This window comes from Acinetobacter sp., from assembly GCF_041919735.1.
Classification (GTDB): Bacteria; Pseudomonadota; Gammaproteobacteria; order Pseudomonadales; family Moraxellaceae; genus Acinetobacter.
In genome coordinates this window covers 1-17,350 of sequence record NZ_JAYRTF010000038.1, presented here as the reverse complement: position 1 = coordinate 17,350, position 17,350 = coordinate 1, and the positions used below count along the sequence as shown (strand labels likewise).

The 17,350-nt window shown below is 45.8% G+C and carries 19 protein-coding genes and 1 pseudogene; all 20 read left to right on the top strand.

The annotated features are described in order from the left end of the window. Positions 1 to 98 (top strand): annotated as a pseudogene (locus ACE3T3_RS15380) (LysR family transcriptional regulator); the annotation flags it as partial. A 145-nt stretch (positions 99 to 243) separates the two neighbouring features. Further along, on the top strand, positions 244 to 864 hold the full coding sequence (locus ACE3T3_RS15375) for a beta-ketoacyl synthase chain length factor (RefSeq protein ID WP_374668472.1): 621 nt from the start codon (positions 244 to 246) through the stop codon (positions 862 to 864). Then, positions 858 to 1,670, top strand: coding sequence for a lysophospholipid acyltransferase family protein (locus ACE3T3_RS15370; RefSeq protein WP_374668470.1), 813 nt, complete (start codon positions 858 to 860; stop codon positions 1,668 to 1,670). Before ACE3T3_RS15375 ends, ACE3T3_RS15370 begins: the two co-directional genes overlap by 7 nt. After that, positions 1,654 to 1,914: a phosphopantetheine-binding protein gene (locus ACE3T3_RS15365; protein ID WP_374668468.1), complete on the top strand. Its 261-nt coding sequence runs from the start codon at positions 1,654 to 1,656 to the stop codon at positions 1,912 to 1,914. The genes ACE3T3_RS15370 and ACE3T3_RS15365 overlap by 17 nt, the downstream gene beginning before the upstream one ends. A gap of 9 nt (positions 1,915 to 1,923) precedes the next feature. Beyond that, a complete protein-coding gene (locus tag ACE3T3_RS15360) occupies positions 1,924 to 2,172 on the top strand; it encodes an acyl carrier protein (RefSeq protein WP_005012586.1) in 249 nt (82 codons plus the stop codon). Beyond that, the gene (locus tag ACE3T3_RS15355) at positions 2,169 to 2,723 is read left to right on the top strand and encodes a septation protein IspZ (RefSeq protein ID WP_374668465.1); all 555 of its coding nucleotides are present in this window, start codon (positions 2,169 to 2,171) and stop codon (positions 2,721 to 2,723) included. The genes ACE3T3_RS15360 and ACE3T3_RS15355 overlap by 4 nt, the downstream gene beginning before the upstream one ends. Before the next feature lie 78 nt (positions 2,724 to 2,801). Further along, the gene (locus ACE3T3_RS15350; protein ID WP_374668463.1) at positions 2,802 to 4,463 is read left to right on the top strand and encodes an AMP-binding protein; all 1,662 of its coding nucleotides are present in this window, start codon (positions 2,802 to 2,804) and stop codon (positions 4,461 to 4,463) included. Between the two features lie 14 nt (positions 4,464 to 4,477). Beyond that, a complete protein-coding gene (locus tag ACE3T3_RS15345) occupies positions 4,478 to 5,212 on the top strand; it encodes a glycosyltransferase family 2 protein (protein WP_374668462.1) in 735 nt (244 codons plus the stop codon). 17 nt (positions 5,213 to 5,229) lie between these two features. After that, a complete protein-coding gene (locus ACE3T3_RS15340; RefSeq protein ID WP_374668460.1) occupies positions 5,230 to 6,144 on the top strand; it encodes an acyltransferase in 915 nt (304 codons plus the stop codon). 5 nt (positions 6,145 to 6,149) lie between these two features. Next, a complete protein-coding gene (locus ACE3T3_RS15335; RefSeq protein ID WP_333654634.1) occupies positions 6,150 to 7,682 on the top strand; it encodes an aromatic amino acid ammonia-lyase in 1,533 nt (510 codons plus the stop codon). A gap of 9 nt (positions 7,683 to 7,691) precedes the next feature. Then, a complete protein-coding gene (locus ACE3T3_RS15330; protein ID WP_234304233.1) occupies positions 7,692 to 8,111 on the top strand; it encodes a thioesterase family protein in 420 nt (139 codons plus the stop codon). Between the two features lie 7 nt (positions 8,112 to 8,118). Further along, a complete protein-coding gene (locus ACE3T3_RS15325) occupies positions 8,119 to 8,760 on the top strand; it encodes an outer membrane lipoprotein carrier protein LolA (protein ID WP_374668457.1) in 642 nt (213 codons plus the stop codon). After that, positions 8,735 to 11,059 carry an MMPL family transporter gene (locus ACE3T3_RS15320; protein WP_281963465.1) on the top strand — a complete coding sequence of 775 codons (2,325 nt, stop codon included), beginning with the start codon at positions 8,735 to 8,737 and terminating at the stop codon, positions 11,057 to 11,059. Before ACE3T3_RS15325 ends, ACE3T3_RS15320 begins: the two co-directional genes overlap by 26 nt. A gap of 18 nt (positions 11,060 to 11,077) precedes the next feature. Then, the gene (locus tag ACE3T3_RS15315; protein ID WP_374668455.1) at positions 11,078 to 12,391 is read left to right on the top strand and encodes an NAD(P)/FAD-dependent oxidoreductase; all 1,314 of its coding nucleotides are present in this window, start codon (positions 11,078 to 11,080) and stop codon (positions 12,389 to 12,391) included. Continuing rightward, positions 12,381 to 12,938, top strand: a complete 558-nt coding sequence (locus ACE3T3_RS15310) for a DUF3261 domain-containing protein (RefSeq protein WP_374668453.1) — start codon at positions 12,381 to 12,383, stop codon at positions 12,936 to 12,938. The genes ACE3T3_RS15315 and ACE3T3_RS15310 overlap by 11 nt, the downstream gene beginning before the upstream one ends. Continuing rightward, on the top strand, positions 12,931 to 14,127 hold the full coding sequence (locus tag ACE3T3_RS15305; protein ID WP_374668451.1) for a beta-ketoacyl-[acyl-carrier-protein] synthase family protein: 1,197 nt from the start codon (positions 12,931 to 12,933) through the stop codon (positions 14,125 to 14,127). The genes ACE3T3_RS15310 and ACE3T3_RS15305 overlap by 8 nt, the downstream gene beginning before the upstream one ends. Next, complete coding sequence (locus ACE3T3_RS15300; RefSeq protein WP_374668449.1) at positions 14,124 to 14,561, top strand: 3-hydroxylacyl-ACP dehydratase; 438 nt, start codon at positions 14,124 to 14,126, stop codon at positions 14,559 to 14,561. Before ACE3T3_RS15305 ends, ACE3T3_RS15300 begins: the two co-directional genes overlap by 4 nt. Next, positions 14,558 to 15,283, top strand: a complete 726-nt coding sequence (locus ACE3T3_RS15295; RefSeq protein ID WP_374668447.1) for a 3-ketoacyl-ACP reductase FabG2 — start codon at positions 14,558 to 14,560, stop codon at positions 15,281 to 15,283. Before ACE3T3_RS15300 ends, ACE3T3_RS15295 begins: the two co-directional genes overlap by 4 nt. Beyond that, the gene (locus ACE3T3_RS15290; protein WP_374668445.1) at positions 15,283 to 16,503 is read left to right on the top strand and encodes a beta-ketoacyl-ACP synthase; all 1,221 of its coding nucleotides are present in this window, start codon (positions 15,283 to 15,285) and stop codon (positions 16,501 to 16,503) included. Before ACE3T3_RS15295 ends, ACE3T3_RS15290 begins: the two co-directional genes overlap by 1 nt. Positions 16,504 to 16,521: 18 nt before the next feature. Then, positions 16,522 to 16,956 carry a hypothetical protein gene (locus tag ACE3T3_RS15285; protein ID WP_058868660.1) on the top strand — a complete coding sequence of 145 codons (435 nt, stop codon included), beginning with the start codon at positions 16,522 to 16,524 and terminating at the stop codon, positions 16,954 to 16,956. Positions 16,957 to 17,350: the final 394 nt, after the last annotated feature.

Here is a 17,350-nt window from a genome sequence, read left to right as displayed (position 1 = left end):
CAGGCTATCGTACTGAGGAAAAAGAGAAGGATTATTTCGAAGGCTTTTTAAAACAACTGGATAAATTTGCCAAGAAAAGAACGCAATATTATATCTAGTTGCTCTTGTTTTAAGGAGGGGGGATCAGTGTTGCTGCATCCTCCTTTTTTGAACCTATCAGCGCTTGTTATTTTTTGTGAAAAATGTGGCTCAGTGCTATAATTGCGCGCCTGATAATTTGTCAACTTTTAAACACTGATCATGATGATGCAACTCCACGTATCCCGCTTGAATATGAGCTTGGTTGATCAAGAATTATCAGCTATAGAACACATTCCTGCGATGCAACGCCGACGCTTATCGCGTCTTGCAAAGCTAGCTTTGAATAGCGCAATACAGACTTTAGACACCCACGATGTCGATTATATTGTTTGGGTGTCGCAATATGGCGATGAAGCAAAAACACTGAATATTTTAGAAGATGTGTTAAGCGAGCAAACCCCTTCACCGACTCAATTTTCAACGTCGGTACATAATGCAATTTCGGGCTTATATTCTATTTTATGTCGGGATGCGACACCTGCAACCAGTTTGGCGGGGTCATGGAATGATGGGTTGATTGAAGCCTATGCATGGTTAAAAACCATGCCGGAAGCCGGTCAGGTTTTGCTGGTGTATTATGATGAAGCCTTGCCAGACATTTATATCGAGCATCAACCATTTGCTGCTTTTGCGATGGCAGCGATGATTTCATTAGCGCCTGCCAATTTGATGTTGACACCAATGCAGATGGATTCAACGCCAGCCTATCAGCAGGCTTTAGCATTTAACACGTTTTGGACTAATCCTGAGCAAACTGAATCTGAAGCGTGGACGAAATGCTGAAATTAAATCGGATCAAGCAACAAGCCAACTATGTTTGGCGCGTTGGGGCGACAGGATTTAGCTTTGCCAGCTTTGGCTTGGGCGGTGTGGCGATTGGTGGTTTGGTTGCGCCGCTGGTCAAGCTGAGCTCAGCAGACCTTGAGCTTCGCAAGCAGCGCACTCAAAAGGTGATTAAGCACAGTTTTAAAGGTTTCACCGAAATGATGGTGAAACTGGGCATTATGACCTATACGGTTGAAGGTTTAGAGAAATTACAAAACAGTCAACAAGAGTTGGTCATTGCCAATCATCCGACACTGATTGACGTGGTGGTTTTAATTGGTTTAATGGAGCAAGCAAACTGTGTGGTCAAGCAGGCGCTGTGGTCGAATCCATTTACCAAAGGTCCTGTACAAAGCGCAGGCTATATTTTAAATGCAGGTTCTGAACAATTTATTCAGGACTGCGTACACAAATTACAGCAGGATCATGCGGCGTCCTTGTTGATCTTTCCTGAAGGGACGCGGACAGCAAAAGGTGAGCAACTGAATGATTTTCAGCGTGGTGCGGCCAATATTGCTTTGCGTGCTGGTGTGCCGATTCGCCCCGTGCTGATTAGCTGCACGCCATCGACCCTGACTAAAAATGAAAAGTGGTATCACATTCCAGAACAGCCTTTTCATATCCATGTGAAAGTGTTGGATGCGATCCGAGTGGAAGACGTATTGGATGATGTAACGGTCAATCCCAAAAATGTGCGTCAGTTAAATCAACAATTACAATGGTTTTTTAACCAAGAGTTATCCGTAAATGAGCAATCTTGCTGATGAATTAAAGCAAATGATTATTGATGTCCTCGCCCTTGAAGACATCCGTATTGAAGACATTGATACAGACGCACCTTTGTTTGGTGATGGTCTGGGTTTGGACTCGATTGATGCTTTGGAACTGGGTTTGGCATTGAAAAAGCGTTATGGCATTCATCTAAATGCAGAGTCTGCAAAAACCAAAGAACATTTTAAATCAATTCAAAGCTTAGTGGCTTTGGTTGAAGCACAGAAAACAGCATAAGAGGTTGCTATGCTTGCACAAGAAACCGTGTTAGAAAAATTACGTGAGTGGATGGAAGAGCTGTTTGAAATTGCACCTGAAGATGTGCAGTTAGAATCAAACTTAGCTTCAGACCTCGATGTTGACAGTATTGATGCCATTGATTTGGTCGTAAAAATTAAAGAACTGACAGGCAAGCAAGTCAATCCTGAAGACTTTAAAAACGTGCGTACCGTACAAGATGTGGTGGTCGTGATTCAGAATATGTCGGCTGCATGAACAACATTTTAAAATGGATAGCAGGGGTCGGATTGATCCTCTATCCTTTTTTTGTGGCTTATGCTTTAGCGCATGGACAGTATGTTTGGGTCAGTGCGGTATTGATTGCACTGGGCATATTGCGTCTATTGAGTAAGGGCAATACTTTGCTGTGGCCATTGACAGGTTTTGCCATTTTATGTGGCGGGTTGAGTTTGATTTTAAAAGATCATGCGTGGCTTAAACTCTATCCTGTCTTTATGAGTCTCGGGGCGCTATTTATTTTTGCCAACACCTTGATTCGACCGCCTTCGATGATTGAACGTTTTGCACGTTTGGCAGAGCCTAATTTGCCCGAAGAAGGGGTAGAATGGACCCGTCAAGTGACCAAAGTTTGGTGTGGGTTTTTCTGCATCAATGCGGTCCTTGCCCTGATCACTGTTTTCTTTGCACCAATGAAGATTTGGGTGCTGTATAACGGCTTGATCTCTTATGTCTTGATGGGTGGACTGTTGCTGGGTGAGTTTGTGTTGCGCAAACGCCAGCAGCGGCTGCATCAGGCACAGAAATAACAGCGTTTCCGTCAGGGCAGCTGAAACAGCGGCCTCGAACTATAGCGATTAGAAATACGGTTTTTAAAAACAAATTTTATGTCTTGTCATTTTCAGCAGCATCTTCATTCATCGCGTCCCCTGTGTATTCAGGCGGACTCAAGTTTCTTTTCCTTTCACACTTTTTGGTTGGATGTGGCTGAACAGGCTGCGCAAATTCAGCCGTTGGAACAGCCTGTATGGGCGCTTTGGCAAGAAGACAGTTACGAGTTTTTAGTGTTGTTGTTTGCGGCCTTGCAAGCAGGCAAGCAAGTGCTATTGCCGCCGCATCGGGTCAGCGACTTAGAAAAAGAATTGGCTGGGCAGCAGATTTATTTTTTAAAACGGTTGCCGTCGACAGTAGCGTCAACCTTCGAGCTTCAATTTGATGCCGCCTTTTTCAATCAGGCGCAGCTGTATTTTTATACTTCGGGTTCAACTGGGCAGCCGAAAAAGATTCCGCGCACCCTGCAACAACTGTTTAATGAAGTTTGTGGTTTAGAAGCTAGTTTTGATTTGCCTGAGCAGGCGGTTGCGATTGCTACGGTGAGTCATCAACATATTTATGGTTTGTTGTTTAAGCTGTTGTGGCCCTTAGCCAGTGGGCGCAGTTTCTATCAAAAACAACTGGCTTTTCCTGAGGATGTGGTCGATCTTCAAAAGAAAATTGCCCATGTGCAGCTGCCGAATTATCTGATTTCCAGCCCCGCTTTGTTGAAGCGCTGGACCACAGATGTGGTATTGCAAGACTGTTATAGGGTCTATTCCTCTGGCGGAAAGTTGGGTGCCGGCGTGCGTCCTTTGCTGAACCGTCCGATTACGGAAGTGTTTGGTAGTTCTGAAACAGGCGGCATCGCTCACCGTCAGGCGGATGATGCGCTATGGACCCCCTTTGCTAATGTCGAAATTCAGTGCGCCGAGCAGCAAGAGTTAGCCGTTAAAACTAATCATGCTTTTAGCGCGGATTGGATTTTAACTGGGGATCAAGTGCAGGTTGCAGATGTACAGAATCCCAAAAGTCCATTTCAGTTATTGGGGCGTTTGGATCGCATTGTCAAACTCGAAGAAAAGCGTTTAAGTCTGGATGCAATAGAAGCGAAAATCGCTGAGTTGGTCGAAATACAGCAGTGCCATGTTTTAATTCATGAAAAAGAACAGCGTCAGATGTTAGCGGTGGTAGCGGTGCTGACCGAGGATGCAAGGGTGTTGCTCACCGAAAAGGGCAAAGCTGTAATTACCGCACAATTGAAAAAAAAATTACAACAAAAACTGGAAAGTATTGCGATTCCGCGGCAGTGGCGGTTTTTAACGCAAATGCCACAAAATGCACAATCGAAGCTGAATAAACAGTATTTAAAATCACTCTTTCAACCGATGACGTTGCCTGTGGTATTGACGCAGCAATCTCAGGATATGCAGGTCAGTTATGCTTTGGAATTTATTCCTGAGCTGGAGTGCTTTAAAGGACATTTCCCGAATTTCCCGATTTATCCGGGCGTAGGGCAAATTGGATTTATTCAACATTTTGCCAAACAAAACTGGGCGGATTTACTGTGGTGCAATGGTTTTGAGCAGTTAAAATTTCAAGGACTGATTCAACCCTATCAAACGGTGGAACTGGTGCTCAGCCGTAAAGCGCATAAGGTCAGTTTTGAGCTGAAAAATCATGACAAAATATTGGCATCAGGACGTTTGCTGTTTGCTGTCCCTTCAGACGTTTAAGCCGAGAGATAAAAATGAAACACTGTTTTGTGATTCCTGTGTATAACCATCCGCATTATTTGGCTGCGTTACTGTCGCATTTAAACTCTTTTGAGTTGCCAATTATTATGGTGAATGATGGTAGTGATGCCGCTTGTACAGCAGTATTACATCAGCTCGCGCAGGACTACCCGAGGGTTGATTTGGTTGAACATACCCATAATCAGGGTAAGGGACAGGCGGTGATCACAGGGCTCAAGCATGCCTTTCAATGCGGTTATAGCCATGCCTTGCAACTGGATGCAGATGGACAACATGACTGGCAAGATGTGCAACGCTTTTTAGACACATCTATCCAGCACCCCGATGCCATGATTATTGGTCAGCCGATCTTTGATGCGACTGTTCCGAAAAAACGTCTCTATGGCCGTTATGCAACCCATATTTGGGTGTGGATTAACAGCCTGTCTTTTGACATTAAGGACAGCATGTGTGGTTTTCGCATTTATCCTTTGGCGCAGACGGTGAACATTTTAAGCACAGCCAAGTTTCAACTGCGGATGGGCTTTGATTCGGAAATTTTGGTGCGTTTGAAATGGGACAATGTATCGTTTATCAATCTGCCTACGCATGTGATTTACCCTGAAGGCGGCATTTCACATTTCGATGTTTGGCGTGACAATTTGGGCATGGCGCGCGCGCATAGCCGCTTATTGGGTGGCATGCTGCTGCGGTTTCCCAAGCTGATTTATCAGAAAGTCAAAGGCTAAGGCGGTCAGAGAAGCATATGCAGAAATGGAGCGCCGTGAAAGAGCGGGGTGGGATGTTACCGCTGATGCTGATGCTGGGTTTCTACCGTTTAGGTGGGCGCTGGTTGTTCCGAGTCATCTTATACTTTGTGATTTTATGGTATTGGCTTTTTTCCAATACTGCGCGTCAGGCTTCCCTGTTGTACTTAAAAAAACTGCATCATTTTGCAGGTGCACAGTCGCCATTTCAGACTGAGCCACAGCTGTGGCACAGCTATACGCATTTGATGCAATTTGGCGAATGTATTTTAGATAAAATTGAGGGCTGGCTCGGGCATATTCCTGAGCAGAACTTAAAGCTACATGGTCATGCGCACTTTCGTTCGCACTATCAAAAAGGTGCGGTGATTGTGGTGTCACACTTTGGCAATATTGAATTGTTACGTGCCATCAAAGCAGAGCACCCGCAGAAAATTAATGTGTTGGTCTATCAAAAGCATGCCACCAAGTTCAATGCATTTTTGAAAAAACTGAATGAACATGCCGATGTCAATTTGGTTTCGGTGGACGAGTTAGGAATCGAAACAGCACTGATTTTGCAGGATAAATTGGATCAAGGTGAATGGGTGATTGTGGCAGCAGACCGCGTACCCGTGCAGTCGGATCGGGTACAATCGGTTGCTTTTCTAGGTGAGCAAGCGCTGTGGCCTCAGGGTGCATGGATTTTGGCCAGTTTATTAAAAGCCCCAGTGTTGGCGGTGTTTTGCTATCGAGTTAATACACATTTTGAAGTGCATATTCATCAAGTGGCGGAGCAGTTAAATTGGCCACGTAAAGAGCGTTTACAGGCCATGCAACAGACCACACGACAGTATGTGGAACTGTTGGAACAGCATTGCATACGCGCGCCCTATCAATGGTTTAATTTTTATAATTTTTGGAATAAAGGATAAGTCTTGTGTTAATTGTTGGGGAAACTCCGCTCAGTATTGAAGATGTTGTGGCTGTAGCGCGTAAAGAAAAACAGGTGGCATTGCCTACCTCTGCTGAATGGACAGCATTGATTCAACGCGGCGCAGATTTCCTCGATCAGCTGTTGCAAGACGAAGGCGTTATTTATGGCGTGACCACAGGTTATGGCGACTCGTGCTTAGTTGAAATTCCAGCCCACCAAGTGCATGAGCTGCCACTGCATTTGTCGCGTTTTCATGGCTGTGGCATGGGCCAAAACTTAGACCTCATCACCGCGCGAGCTGTAGTGGTGGTGCGTTTATGTTCTTTGGCACGCGGCTATTCGGGTGTTTCGCATGCCTTGTTACACCGTTTGGTCTGGATGCTGAATGAAGATGTGATTCCTGTGATTCCCTCGGAAGGTTCGGTAGGTGCCAGTGGGGATCTGACGCCTTTGTCTTATATTGCTGGGGCATTGGTTGGTGAGCGCGATGTGTACTATCAAGGTCAGATCGTGCCGATTGCACAAGTGTATGCTGAAAAAGGTGTGCAGTCTTTGGTGATGCGTCCTAAAGAAGGCTTAGCTCTCATGAATGGTACAGCGGTGATGACTGCTATCGCTTGCCTGAATTATAAAAAAGCCGAACAGATTTCTTTTGCCAGTACTTTGATTACCGCACTGAATGTTTTGGCTTTAGAAGGCAATTCAAGCCATTTTGATGAAGTCTTGTTTGCACAAAAACCACATCCGGGACAGCAACATATTGCAGCTCAGTTACGTGACTGGTTGAATAGTGAAGTACAAACCGAACACCAAAGTTCACGCCTGCAAGACCGTTATTCACTGCGCTGCGCACCGCATGTGATTGGGGTGTTTGAAGACTCTAAACTGTGGCTGCGTCAGTTTATTGAAAATGAGCTGAACTCAAGCAATGACAATCCATTGATTGACCCTGTGAACCTGCGGGTACTGCATGGTGGACATTTTTATGGCGGACATATTGCCCAAGCCATGGACAGCCTGAAAATTATGATAGCGAATATTGCTGACTTGATGGATCGTCAGTTGGCACAGTTGGTGGACTATAAAATGAACAATGGTTTACCACGCAATTTAACGGGTTCAAGCCCTGAGCGTTTGCCGCTGAATCATGGCTTTAAAGCGGTGCAAATCGGGGTTTCGGCATGGACGGCAGAAGCCTTAAAACAGACGCTCGCTGCGTCGATTTTCTCACGCTCAACCGAATGTCATAATCAAGACAAAGTTAGCATGGGCACCATTGCTGCGCGTGATGCCAGTCGTGTCATTACTCTGACCGAACAAGTGGTTGCGGCACTTAGCTGTGCAGCAGTTCAGGCGGTTAAACTCAAAGGTGTAGATACAGAACTCAGCCCTGTTTTAACAGCATTTCAACACTGGGTGCTTCAGAGCTTCACCTATGTAGAGGAAGATCGTCCTTTGCAACAAGAGCTTCAAGCATTGGTTAATCGCTTTGAGCAGTTAGAACTGTTAGACAGCATTGCTGTTCAATATTCATAGGAAATGAGCATGCATGCTGATGTAATCATTGAAGTGCCCTTTCATGATGTCGACACCATGAATGTGGTGTGGCACGGGCATTATTTAAAATATTTTGAAATCGCTCGTTGCAAACTGCTGGATCAATTTCACTATAACTATAACCAAATGCGCGAATCGGGCTATGCATGGCCGGTGATTGAAAGTCATGTCCGCTATGTACAAGGCATTGAGTTTGAGCAAAAAATTCGCGTGCGCGCCATTTTAAAAGAATGGGAAAATCGCTTAAAAATTGAATATCTGATTTTCGATGCGGTTTCGGGCAGAAAGCTGACCAAGGGCTATACCTCGCAAGTGGCGGTACACATTGAAAAACGTGAAATGTGCTTCCAGTCGCCACAGGAGTTGTTGGACTGTTTAAAGGCATGGTCTGAGTTTAAGGCGGAGTAATGCAAGCATGATTCGATACAAATTTTCTAAGCCGATTGTGGTTGCCTGTACAGCCAGTATGATGACTTTGCTTGCTCCAGCAGTGAATGCTCAAAATACTGAATTGAAGCAGGTGTTTGCTCAGCTCGGTGCAACGCCTGTGGTGCGTGCCCAATTTGAGCAGCAAAAAAAACTGGCCGCTTTGAATAAAACTTATGTGTCCAAAGGCACAGTGCTGTTCAGCAAAAACCAAGGGGTGCTGTGGCAGATTCAAAGTCCAGTCAAAGCCGATTTGGTGGTGACATCGCGTAAGTTGGTACAAAAGACGCAGCGCACTAGCAGTCAAATTGAAGTTGATAAGACTCCGTATGGCTCTGTAGCGACGATGTTTTTACAGTTGATGTCCGGCAATGAAGCGGCACTCGCTAAAAACTTTAATGTGGTATCTGCCAACTACAGCCCGACGCAGTGGAATGTCAGCTTAAAGCCGAAGAGCAGTCTATTTAAAAAGCTTTTTGTCCAAGTCGATGCGCAAGGGCAGCGTTATGTGGACCGTATTACGATTTTGGAACAAGCCAATAATCGCACCATCATTCGTTTTAGCCAGCAAACAGCTCAACCTCAAACTTTAACGGCTGCGGAAAATGCGCTTTTCCAATTGGCAAAATAAATTTAGCGCCCTGTGGCTGTTGGTGCTGTGTGTCATTGCTTTGGCACTGGGCGTGGCTTGGCTGAATAAAGGCATTAAGATTGAGACTAATATTTTTGCTTTGCTGCCTGAAGCACATCAAGATGCGCATCTGGAACAAGCACAGCAATACGTTAGTCAGCAGTTAAATGACAAAGTCTTTGTGGTGTTGGATGCCAAAACGGATCAGCAACTCGAACAGGCAACGCAAGCACTCAAAACCCAAGCTAATCAAAGTCAGCTGTTTTTACCTGTTCGTCCGCAGCTTGATCCTGATCAATTTGCCCAAGCGCTGTATCAACACAAGGCGGGGCTATTATCTAAGACTGATCAACAGATTGTGCAAGGGCGGGATACTGCAGCGTTGATGGAGCAAGGCTTATTGCAACTGATGAGTCCGGGCATGCCGATTACGGCTGAAATGCTCAAGCAAGATCCTTTGCTGTTGTTTCCGCGCTATGCAGTGGGGTTAGGTACTTTACAAAGCAATGCTGATATCAATTTAGAGCAGGGCTTTGCGACCATTCGTGATGAGCAGGGCATCTCACGCCTGATGGTGCTTCAGCTTAATAACAGCCCTTATAATATTGCCTACCAAGAGCAGACCGCTGCGTTTATCCAAAATATCAATCAGCAGCTCAACCAGTTGCAAGTTAAACCGCACTGGACAGGTACGCTGCTGTTTGCACAGTTCGGCACTAACTCTGCCAAAGAGGAAATTTCCACCATTGGTGTGGGTTCGACCATCGGGATTTTGCTTCTAGTCTGGTTTGGCTTCCGTTCGATACGACCGATGCTGACGGAAATGGTTGCAGTCGGCACAGGCAGCTTAGTGGCCTTTGCTGTGACCTATTGGGTTTTCGGTGAAATTCACCTGATGACACTGGTCTTTGGCGCCAGTCTGATTGGGGTCTGTGTCGATTTTTCATTTTACTTCATGGCCATGCAGTCTCAGCACCGAAAGATCGATGGATTTGCTGTTTTAAAACCATTATTGCCAAGCCTATTTGTGGGTCTGATGACCACACTGTTGGCCTATGTGGTGCTGAGTTTTACCCCATTTCCGGGTTTTAAACAAATTGCAGTCTTTTCCATGGTTGGATTGAGTGCTGCATGGGTGACCAGTATTTTATTACTGCCACGTTTGCCTGCGCTGAATGCGGAACCTGCGATACGTGCTTTGGGCTTTATTGGCAAAGCACGCAGTTATGTGCAAAACCACAATACGCTGCGTTATGGCATGATTGCACTGATTCTACTGCTGACAGGCAGCAGCCTCGCCTTTCTGAAAAGCAATGATGACATCCGCAATTTGCAAAGTATGGATGCCACCTTAAAGCAGGAAGATCAATATATTCGTTCGCGTTTTATGCAACAGCAAAGCAGCGAATATTTTGTGGTACAGGGCAGAACCCCAGCAGATTTAGAACAGCATGAACAGCAACTGCTGGCAGAGCTTGCGCCTTTGCAACAGGCTGGCAAGTTAGATGCTGTGCAAGCTTTAGGGCAGTGGATTCCCTCGCTTGAGCAGCAAAAACACAATATCGCGATGTTACAGGCGATTTCTCAATCCGCTTTGGTAAAATATGCGCAAGCACTACAGCTTAACGCCGCCGATGTTTTAAACTGGCAAGCACATTTAAAAGACCAACCGTTGCTGACCGAAGCCGTCTTTAAAGATCATCCATTGCATTTTTTGCAGATGAGTCCGACACAACGTTTAGTGATGCTGCAAAATGTGCATGACGTCAAAGCCGTGCAACAGCTTGAAAATGCGGATATACAACTGTTACGCCCCGTTCATCAACTGTCTGAATTATTTAAACAACACCGTGAGCAGGCACAGTGGCTATTACTCAGCGCTTTGCTGATTTTAGCCATTGGCTTAGGGGCACTGTATGGCAAAAAATCCATTCTGCCTTTGGTGTTGCCTGTCAGTATGGCTCTAATGACCACGTTTGCGATTCAAGCCTGGCTCGGTGTCGAGATTAATTTATTCAGCATTATGGGCACCTTCCTGATCATTGGGATTGGGGTGGACTATGCGATTTTCTACCGCCACGGACATGATCACCCGCAGGTGGTGGGTATGGCTTTGTTCCTGTGCATGATGTCGACGTTTTTTAGTTTTGGTTTGCTGTCTTTTAGTCATACTTATGCCATTCACAGTTTTGGCTTAACAGTGTTGCTGGGCGTTATTTTTTCATTTATTTATGCCACACTTTTTACATCCTCCGATGCAAAACATGTGGTGGTTCAACAATATCAGCCAAAGAGCTGAGTCAAAGGGTACAGTCCAATGAGCACCATGCAACAGACAGATGTTTTAATTATTGGGGCGGGACCATCAGGTAGTTCAGCCGCAGCTTTGCTGCGCCAAAAAGGCCATCAGGTCACGGTTATCGAAAAGCAGTTTTTTCCGCGTTTTTCCATCGGCGAGTCTTTATTGCCGCAGTGTATGGTGTTTTTAGAAGAAGCGGGTTTATTGGAAACGGTGCGTGCGCATGCCGACGAATATGCCTTTCAGTTTAAAAATGGCGCGTCCTTTTTAAGAGGCACACAGCGCAGTTTTTATGACTTTACCCAAAAGTTTAGTGAAGGACCGGGGACCACATGGCAGGTACGACGTGCCAATTTTGACCAACTTTTGGCACAGCAAGCTGAAAAAATGGGGGCAGATATCCGTTTTGGTCATGAAGTTTTGGCGGTCGATGTGGCATCCACACAGCCGATTTTGACGGTGGAAGATGCGCAAGGTGACAGCTATCAAATTCAAGGCAAGTTCCTCTTAGATGCCAGCGGCTTTGGCCGCATTCTGCCGAAGTTTCTTGACTTAGAAAGCCCATCGGACTTTCCCGTGCGCCGTGCGGTCTTTACCCACATTGAAGATGGTCTATTGAATGACCCTGAGTTTGACCGTGAGAAAATTTTAATTACCGTACATGAAAAAGACCATCGTGCGTGGTACTGGCTGATTCCTTTTGCTGATGGGCGCTCTTCATTTGGCATCGTGGCGGAGCAAGATTTCTTTGAAAAATACGGTTATGACGGCAGTGCAGATTATGACTTAGAAGCCTTGCAGAAACGTATTTTGGCCGATGATGTTAGCTTGTCGCATGTGCTGCGCCATGCCAAACATGACACGCCTGTACGCACTTTGGTGGGCTACTCTGCCGATGTGAAACACTTGGCATCTGAAAACTATGCACTGCTGGGCAATGCTGGTGAGTTCCTCGATCCTGTCTTTTCTTCAGGGGTCACCATTGCCTTAAAATCGTCCAGTCTAGCGGTGCCATTGGTCGAACAAGTGCTGCAAGGTCAGGCGATCGACTGGATGGAGCAATATGAAAAGCCGTTGCGTAAAGGTATTCAAGTGTTCCGTGCCTATGTCGAGTCGTGGTATTCGGGTGAGTTTCAGGATGTGGTGTTCTCCACCCAGCAAGATGAAAAAATTCGTCGAATGATTGCATCCTTACTGGCGGGTTATGCGTGGGATGCGACCAATCCGATTCACCGTAATGCCAAGCAACGCTTAAGTACTTTGGCTGAGTATTGCCGAGCAGAACAGCCACAGCGACCACCGCAAGCAGAGTCTTTAAGCAATGAAACTTAAGCTGCGTTTGAAAACCATCAGTTGGGTTCTGGCCAGTGCGCTGCTGTGTAGTGCCTGTCAAAGCTGGATACCCAAAGCACAAGGATTAGCAACACCGCAGTGGGTTGCACAAAATTATCAACGCCAAGACCATATTGAGGTGCAGTGGAAAAGCCAGAGTTTTAGCTTTTTGCTGTACCAGCAGCAACACGGACAGGCATTGGATATGTTGGCGCTCACCCTTACGGGACAGCAGCTGTTTAAACTCAGTTTCGATGGGCAAAGGGTCCACGTGGAACAACGCATTGACCCAATGCAACACTTGCCTTTTGATTATGTGGTGCGTGATATTTTATATGCGACTTATCCAAATTTTGCGGCATTACATGTTGCGCAAAATACGGTCGTGCACAAAGCCGATACCATTTATATACAGCAGCAGCCCGTGTTGAAAATTCAGCACAATGAGGGCGCAATTGAGCTGGATAATCTGCAAGTGCCTTATCAGATGGTGATCAGTGCGGTGACTAATACTTTAGAAGATGATCAAGGTGACCATCATGACTAAAAATCTACAGCATGTTTCAGCTGTCGGCATTCAGTTCAGTGCGGCGCTGTCGGCTTTGGGACAAAATGCCGCTGAGCTTCAACATGCCTTAACAAACACCGAAAATACCCTGTCGCAACGAGAGGATCTGATCGCGGGGCGTTTGGTCTGGGTTGGCGCATCTGATCAAGCCTTGCTCCAAACAGCGCCTGAAAGCTTGAGCGGTACAGACTCACGAAATTTACGCTTTGCCCTAACGGCTTTGACACACATTGAAACTGAGATTCGTGCCTATACTGCACAGTTTCCTAAACAACGCCTTGCGGTGATTATTGGCACGTCAACCTCAGGCATCGCGGATAATGAGCCTACTTTAAAAGCACAGTTTCAACAGTCAGTGCCGCAGTCCGTACAGCATCAAAAACAAGAAATGGGCAGTTTAGCCAAAGCCTTACAACAGTACTTGGGTTGGGAAGGGCCTGCCTATACTATTTCTACTGCCTGTTCCTCTGCGGCTAAAGCGATGGCTGCGGGGCAACGTCTGTTGAATGCCAGTTTGGCCGATGCTGTCTTAGTCGGTGGAGTCGACACTCTATGCAAGCTGACCTTAAATGGTTTTGACAGTTTGGAAAGTTTATCGAGCAGTATTTGTCAGCCTTGTGGTGCTAATCGTGACGGCATTAATATTGGTGAAGCCGCAGGACTATTTTTATTGTCCAAAGCACCAGCACCTGTAATGTTGCTATCGAGTGGTGAGTCAATGGATGCATGGCATATTTCAGCGCCGCATCCAGAAGGGCAAGGCGCTGCGGAGGCGATGCAAAAAGCTTTAGATGCTGCGCAGCTTGGAGCAAGAGATATTGGCTATTTAAATTTGCATGGGACTTCTACACCGCAAAATGATGCGATGGAGATTAAGGCGGTACAGACTGTTTTCTCTGATGAAGTTGTGGCCTTGAGCAGCACCAAACATAAAACGGGGCATTGTCTGGGGGCAGCGGGTGCAATTGAAGCCTTTATTTGCCAGCAGGTTTTATTAGATCAATCATGGTTGCCGCTGCATCATGCAGGTGAATTGGACGAGGCTTTGGCTAGGCAAAACTATGTGCTTACACCGCATTTGAATACACCCATTCGCTATGCGATGAGTAATTCTTTTGCTTTTGGGGGGAGCAATATCAGTTTAATTTTCGGGACGGCTTTGTCATGATGGACGCAGTACAGTTTATTCCGCATGCGAAACCGATGGTTTTCGTGAGCCATTTGATTGAAGCCAATGATGAATTTGCGATTGCAGAACTTCACATCACGCCAGATTTGATGTTTTGTGAGCCAGAAGGCTTGCCCACATGGAGCAGCATTGAGTTGATGGCGCAGACCATTAGTGCCTATGCCGGTTATAAAGGGCAAACCAAGGGTTGGCCACCGAAAATTGGCTTTTTATTGGGAACGCGTAAAATGCAGTTACCCTGTGCCTATTTTAGTTTGGGTACAACCGTGCGGATTCGAATAGAACAAAGTTATCTGCACGAAGGTTTGGGGCAGTTTAATTGTGAAATTGAATATCAAGAACATCGGTTCAGCGCCATGTTGAGCGTATTTGAGCCTGAAAATATGAATGAAATCATTGGAAAATTAGTGTGAACAGAAGAATTTTAGTCACGGGTTCGAGTCGTGGAATAGGTAAAGCGATTGCTTTGGAGTTGGCAAAGGTAGGCTTTGATGTCACGGTACATGCTCGTTCAAGACAGTCTGAGGCCGAAGCGGTGGCTCAGGAAATTCAAGCGCTTGGACAGGCCAGCCATGTACTGATGTTCGATGTGAATGAGCGTGAAAAGATTGCCGCTATTTTAGAGCAAGATATAGCACAGCATGGTGCTTTTTACGGCGCTGTGTTGAATGCAGGATTAACCCGTGATGGTGCTTTCCCCGCACTGACTGATGAAGACTGGGATGACGTGGTCTCGACCTCTCTGAACGGGTTTTATAATGTGCTAAAACCCTTGATGATGCCGATGATCCGCTTAAAAAAAGGCGGACGTATTGTGACCTTGTCTTCAGTGTCAGGAATCATGGGGAATCGTGGTCAGGTGAACTATAGTGCGGCCAAAGCAGGCTTGATTGGTGCGACCAAAGCATTGGCACTGGAATTGGCCAAACGCAAAATTACGGTGAACTGTGTTGCTCCGGGCTTGATTGAAACCGAAATGGTCACGGAAGAAGTGAAAGAACATGCTTTGAAAATGATCCCGATGCAGCGGATGGGGCAGGTGGAAGAAGTCGCAAAAGCGGTGAAGTTTTTATGCAGTGATGATGCCAGTTATATCACCCGCCAAGTGATTTCAGTCAATGGAGGCCTAATCTAATGAAACGTGTTGTTGTGACAGGCATGTCTGGGATTACCTCTTTGGGTGAAACCGCAGAACAAATTTTTGAGCAATTTGCACTAGGCAAAAGCGGCATTCGCTATATGCCTGACTGGGAGATTTATCTCGATTTACGCAGTAAATTGGCTGGCCCAGTAGAGTCCTTTACTGTACCGAAGCATTTTAACCGTAAAGTGACCCGTGGTATGGGCCGCGTTGCTTTAATGTCCGCCGTATGTGCTGAAAAAGCATTGGAAGACGCGGGTTTACTGCATGCCGATATCTTAAAAAGTGGCGATGCAGGCGTGGCCTTTGGCTCCTCTGCGGGCAGTGTGGATGCCGTACGTGAGTTTGGCTCGATGTTGATTGAGTACAATATGAGTCAACTCAATGCCACAACCTACATTCGTATGATGTCGCATACCAGCGCAGTCAATATGACGGTGTATTTTGGTTTAAAGGGTTTAACCCTACCGACCTCAAGTGCCTGTACTTCGGGTTCCATGGCCATTGGTCAGGCTTATGAAGCGATCAAATATGGCAAGCAAACTGTGATGATTGCAGGTGGGGCAGAAGAGCTCAGTGCAGCAGGTTCGGCGGTGTTCGATGTACTGTTGGCGACTAGTGTGAAAAATGATCGACCTGAGACAACGCCACGCCCGTTTGATGCAAAGCGTGATGGTTTAGTGGTGGGTGAAGGGGCAGGCTGTTTAATTTTAGAAGAATATGAACATGCGCAAGCGCGTGGTGCCACCATTTATGCCGAGATTGTCGGTTATGGCAGCAATACTGATGGTCAGCATGTGACTCGACCTGATTCCGAAATGATGGGACGTTGTATGCAGTTGGCATTGAAAGATGCACAGCTTACTGCCGCGGATATTGATTATGTTAATGCGCATGGTACTTCGACCGATCAGGGGGATATTGCTGAATCACAAGCGACTGCACGTATCTTGGGTAAAAAACCGATCAGCTCATTAAAAAGTTATTTTGGGCATACGCTGGGGGCGTGCGGCGCCATTGAGGCATGGCTGAGTATTGAAATGATGCGACGTAATCAGTTGGTACCTACGCTGAATTTAGATCAGATTGACAGCGCTTGTGGTGATCTGGATTATATTGTTTCAGACATGCGTTCAGCAGAAACGCAAATGATGATGAGCAACAATTTTGCTTTTGGGGGGATTAATACCTCCCTGATTTTTAAACGTGTCTAATAAAATAAGGGTAGAACTATGTTATTCAAAAAAATCTGTGCAGTCGCTGTGTTGTCTTTAGGTGCGATTGCATCGGCTCAAGCGGCTGACAAAATGTATGATTTTAAATTTCAAGAAGCTGTAAACCGTGCTGTTGCAGATGGAGCACTGGATGGTTCAGTGAAGTTTTATTTGGCGGGCACTAAGTCGGGTGGCAAGGTGATTGAAAAGGGTTTGGTGACCAATAAAAAGACCAATGGTTTTGCCAAATCTGCGGAAAGTTCATGTGACCATGTACTTCGTTCAGCACTGATTCAATTTCAAAATACAGCTAAAGCCAATGGCGCAAATGCTGTGACCAATCTAGTGAGTTTCTATAAGTCGAACGAAACACGTAGTACGACGACTTACCAATGCGCCAAAGGTACCGCTATGGCGGGTGTGGCACTGAAAGGGGATTTGGTGAAGTTTTAATGTGTTTGAATGCGTGAGATGAGTTCCCAAATAAGAACAATCTAATTCCAAGTTCGTTGCACAGCAATAGTATTAGGATGGATGCTTACAACGAGGGATGCTCTATTTTTAGACACCCCTTGTTGGTTTGATGTCTCCATTTGGTATTTTTGATTGTCGGAGTTAGTATTGGTAATTTGAGTAATATTCAGAAATGTATAAAAAAGCCCCCATCTTTCGATGAGGGCTTTTTTGAATTTGGAGCGGGAAACGAGACTCGAACTCGCGACCCCAACCTTGGCAAGAGTCACCGACATAAAATACACTAAATAACATAATTGGTATTTTAATAAACTCTATATATAACAGTTATATAGAGTTTTTATTTTGTGTGGTGTAATTTAAGGTAGGGTGG

Coding starts and splice junctions, on each gene's coding strand:
- ACE3T3_RS15375 (WP_374668472.1), top strand. CDS start 244: ATGATGCAACTCCACGTATCCCGCTTGAATATGAGCTTGGTTGATCAA.
- ACE3T3_RS15370 (WP_374668470.1), top strand. CDS start 858: ATGCTGAAATTAAATCGGATCAAGCAACAAGCCAACTATGTTTGGCGC.
- ACE3T3_RS15365 (WP_374668468.1), top strand. CDS start 1,654: ATGAGCAATCTTGCTGATGAATTAAAGCAAATGATTATTGATGTCCTC.
- ACE3T3_RS15360 (WP_005012586.1), top strand. CDS start 1,924: ATGCTTGCACAAGAAACCGTGTTAGAAAAATTACGTGAGTGGATGGAA.
- ACE3T3_RS15355 (WP_374668465.1), top strand. CDS start 2,169: ATGAACAACATTTTAAAATGGATAGCAGGGGTCGGATTGATCCTCTAT.
- ACE3T3_RS15350 (WP_374668463.1), top strand. CDS start 2,802: ATGTCTTGTCATTTTCAGCAGCATCTTCATTCATCGCGTCCCCTGTGT.
- ACE3T3_RS15345 (WP_374668462.1), top strand. CDS start 4,478: ATGAAACACTGTTTTGTGATTCCTGTGTATAACCATCCGCATTATTTG.
- ACE3T3_RS15340 (WP_374668460.1), top strand. CDS start 5,230: ATGCAGAAATGGAGCGCCGTGAAAGAGCGGGGTGGGATGTTACCGCTG.
- ACE3T3_RS15330 (WP_234304233.1), top strand. CDS start 7,692: ATGCATGCTGATGTAATCATTGAAGTGCCCTTTCATGATGTCGACACC.
- ACE3T3_RS15325 (WP_374668457.1), top strand. CDS start 8,119: ATGATTCGATACAAATTTTCTAAGCCGATTGTGGTTGCCTGTACAGCC.
- ACE3T3_RS15320 (WP_281963465.1), top strand. CDS start 8,735: ATGCGCTTTTCCAATTGGCAAAATAAATTTAGCGCCCTGTGGCTGTTG.
- ACE3T3_RS15315 (WP_374668455.1), top strand. CDS start 11,078: ATGAGCACCATGCAACAGACAGATGTTTTAATTATTGGGGCGGGACCA.
- ACE3T3_RS15310 (WP_374668453.1), top strand. CDS start 12,381: ATGAAACTTAAGCTGCGTTTGAAAACCATCAGTTGGGTTCTGGCCAGT.
- ACE3T3_RS15305 (WP_374668451.1), top strand. CDS start 12,931: ATGACTAAAAATCTACAGCATGTTTCAGCTGTCGGCATTCAGTTCAGT.
- ACE3T3_RS15300 (WP_374668449.1), top strand. CDS start 14,124: ATGATGGACGCAGTACAGTTTATTCCGCATGCGAAACCGATGGTTTTC.
- ACE3T3_RS15290 (WP_374668445.1), top strand. CDS start 15,283: ATGAAACGTGTTGTTGTGACAGGCATGTCTGGGATTACCTCTTTGGGT.
- ACE3T3_RS15285 (WP_058868660.1), top strand. CDS start 16,522: ATGTTATTCAAAAAAATCTGTGCAGTCGCTGTGTTGTCTTTAGGTGCG.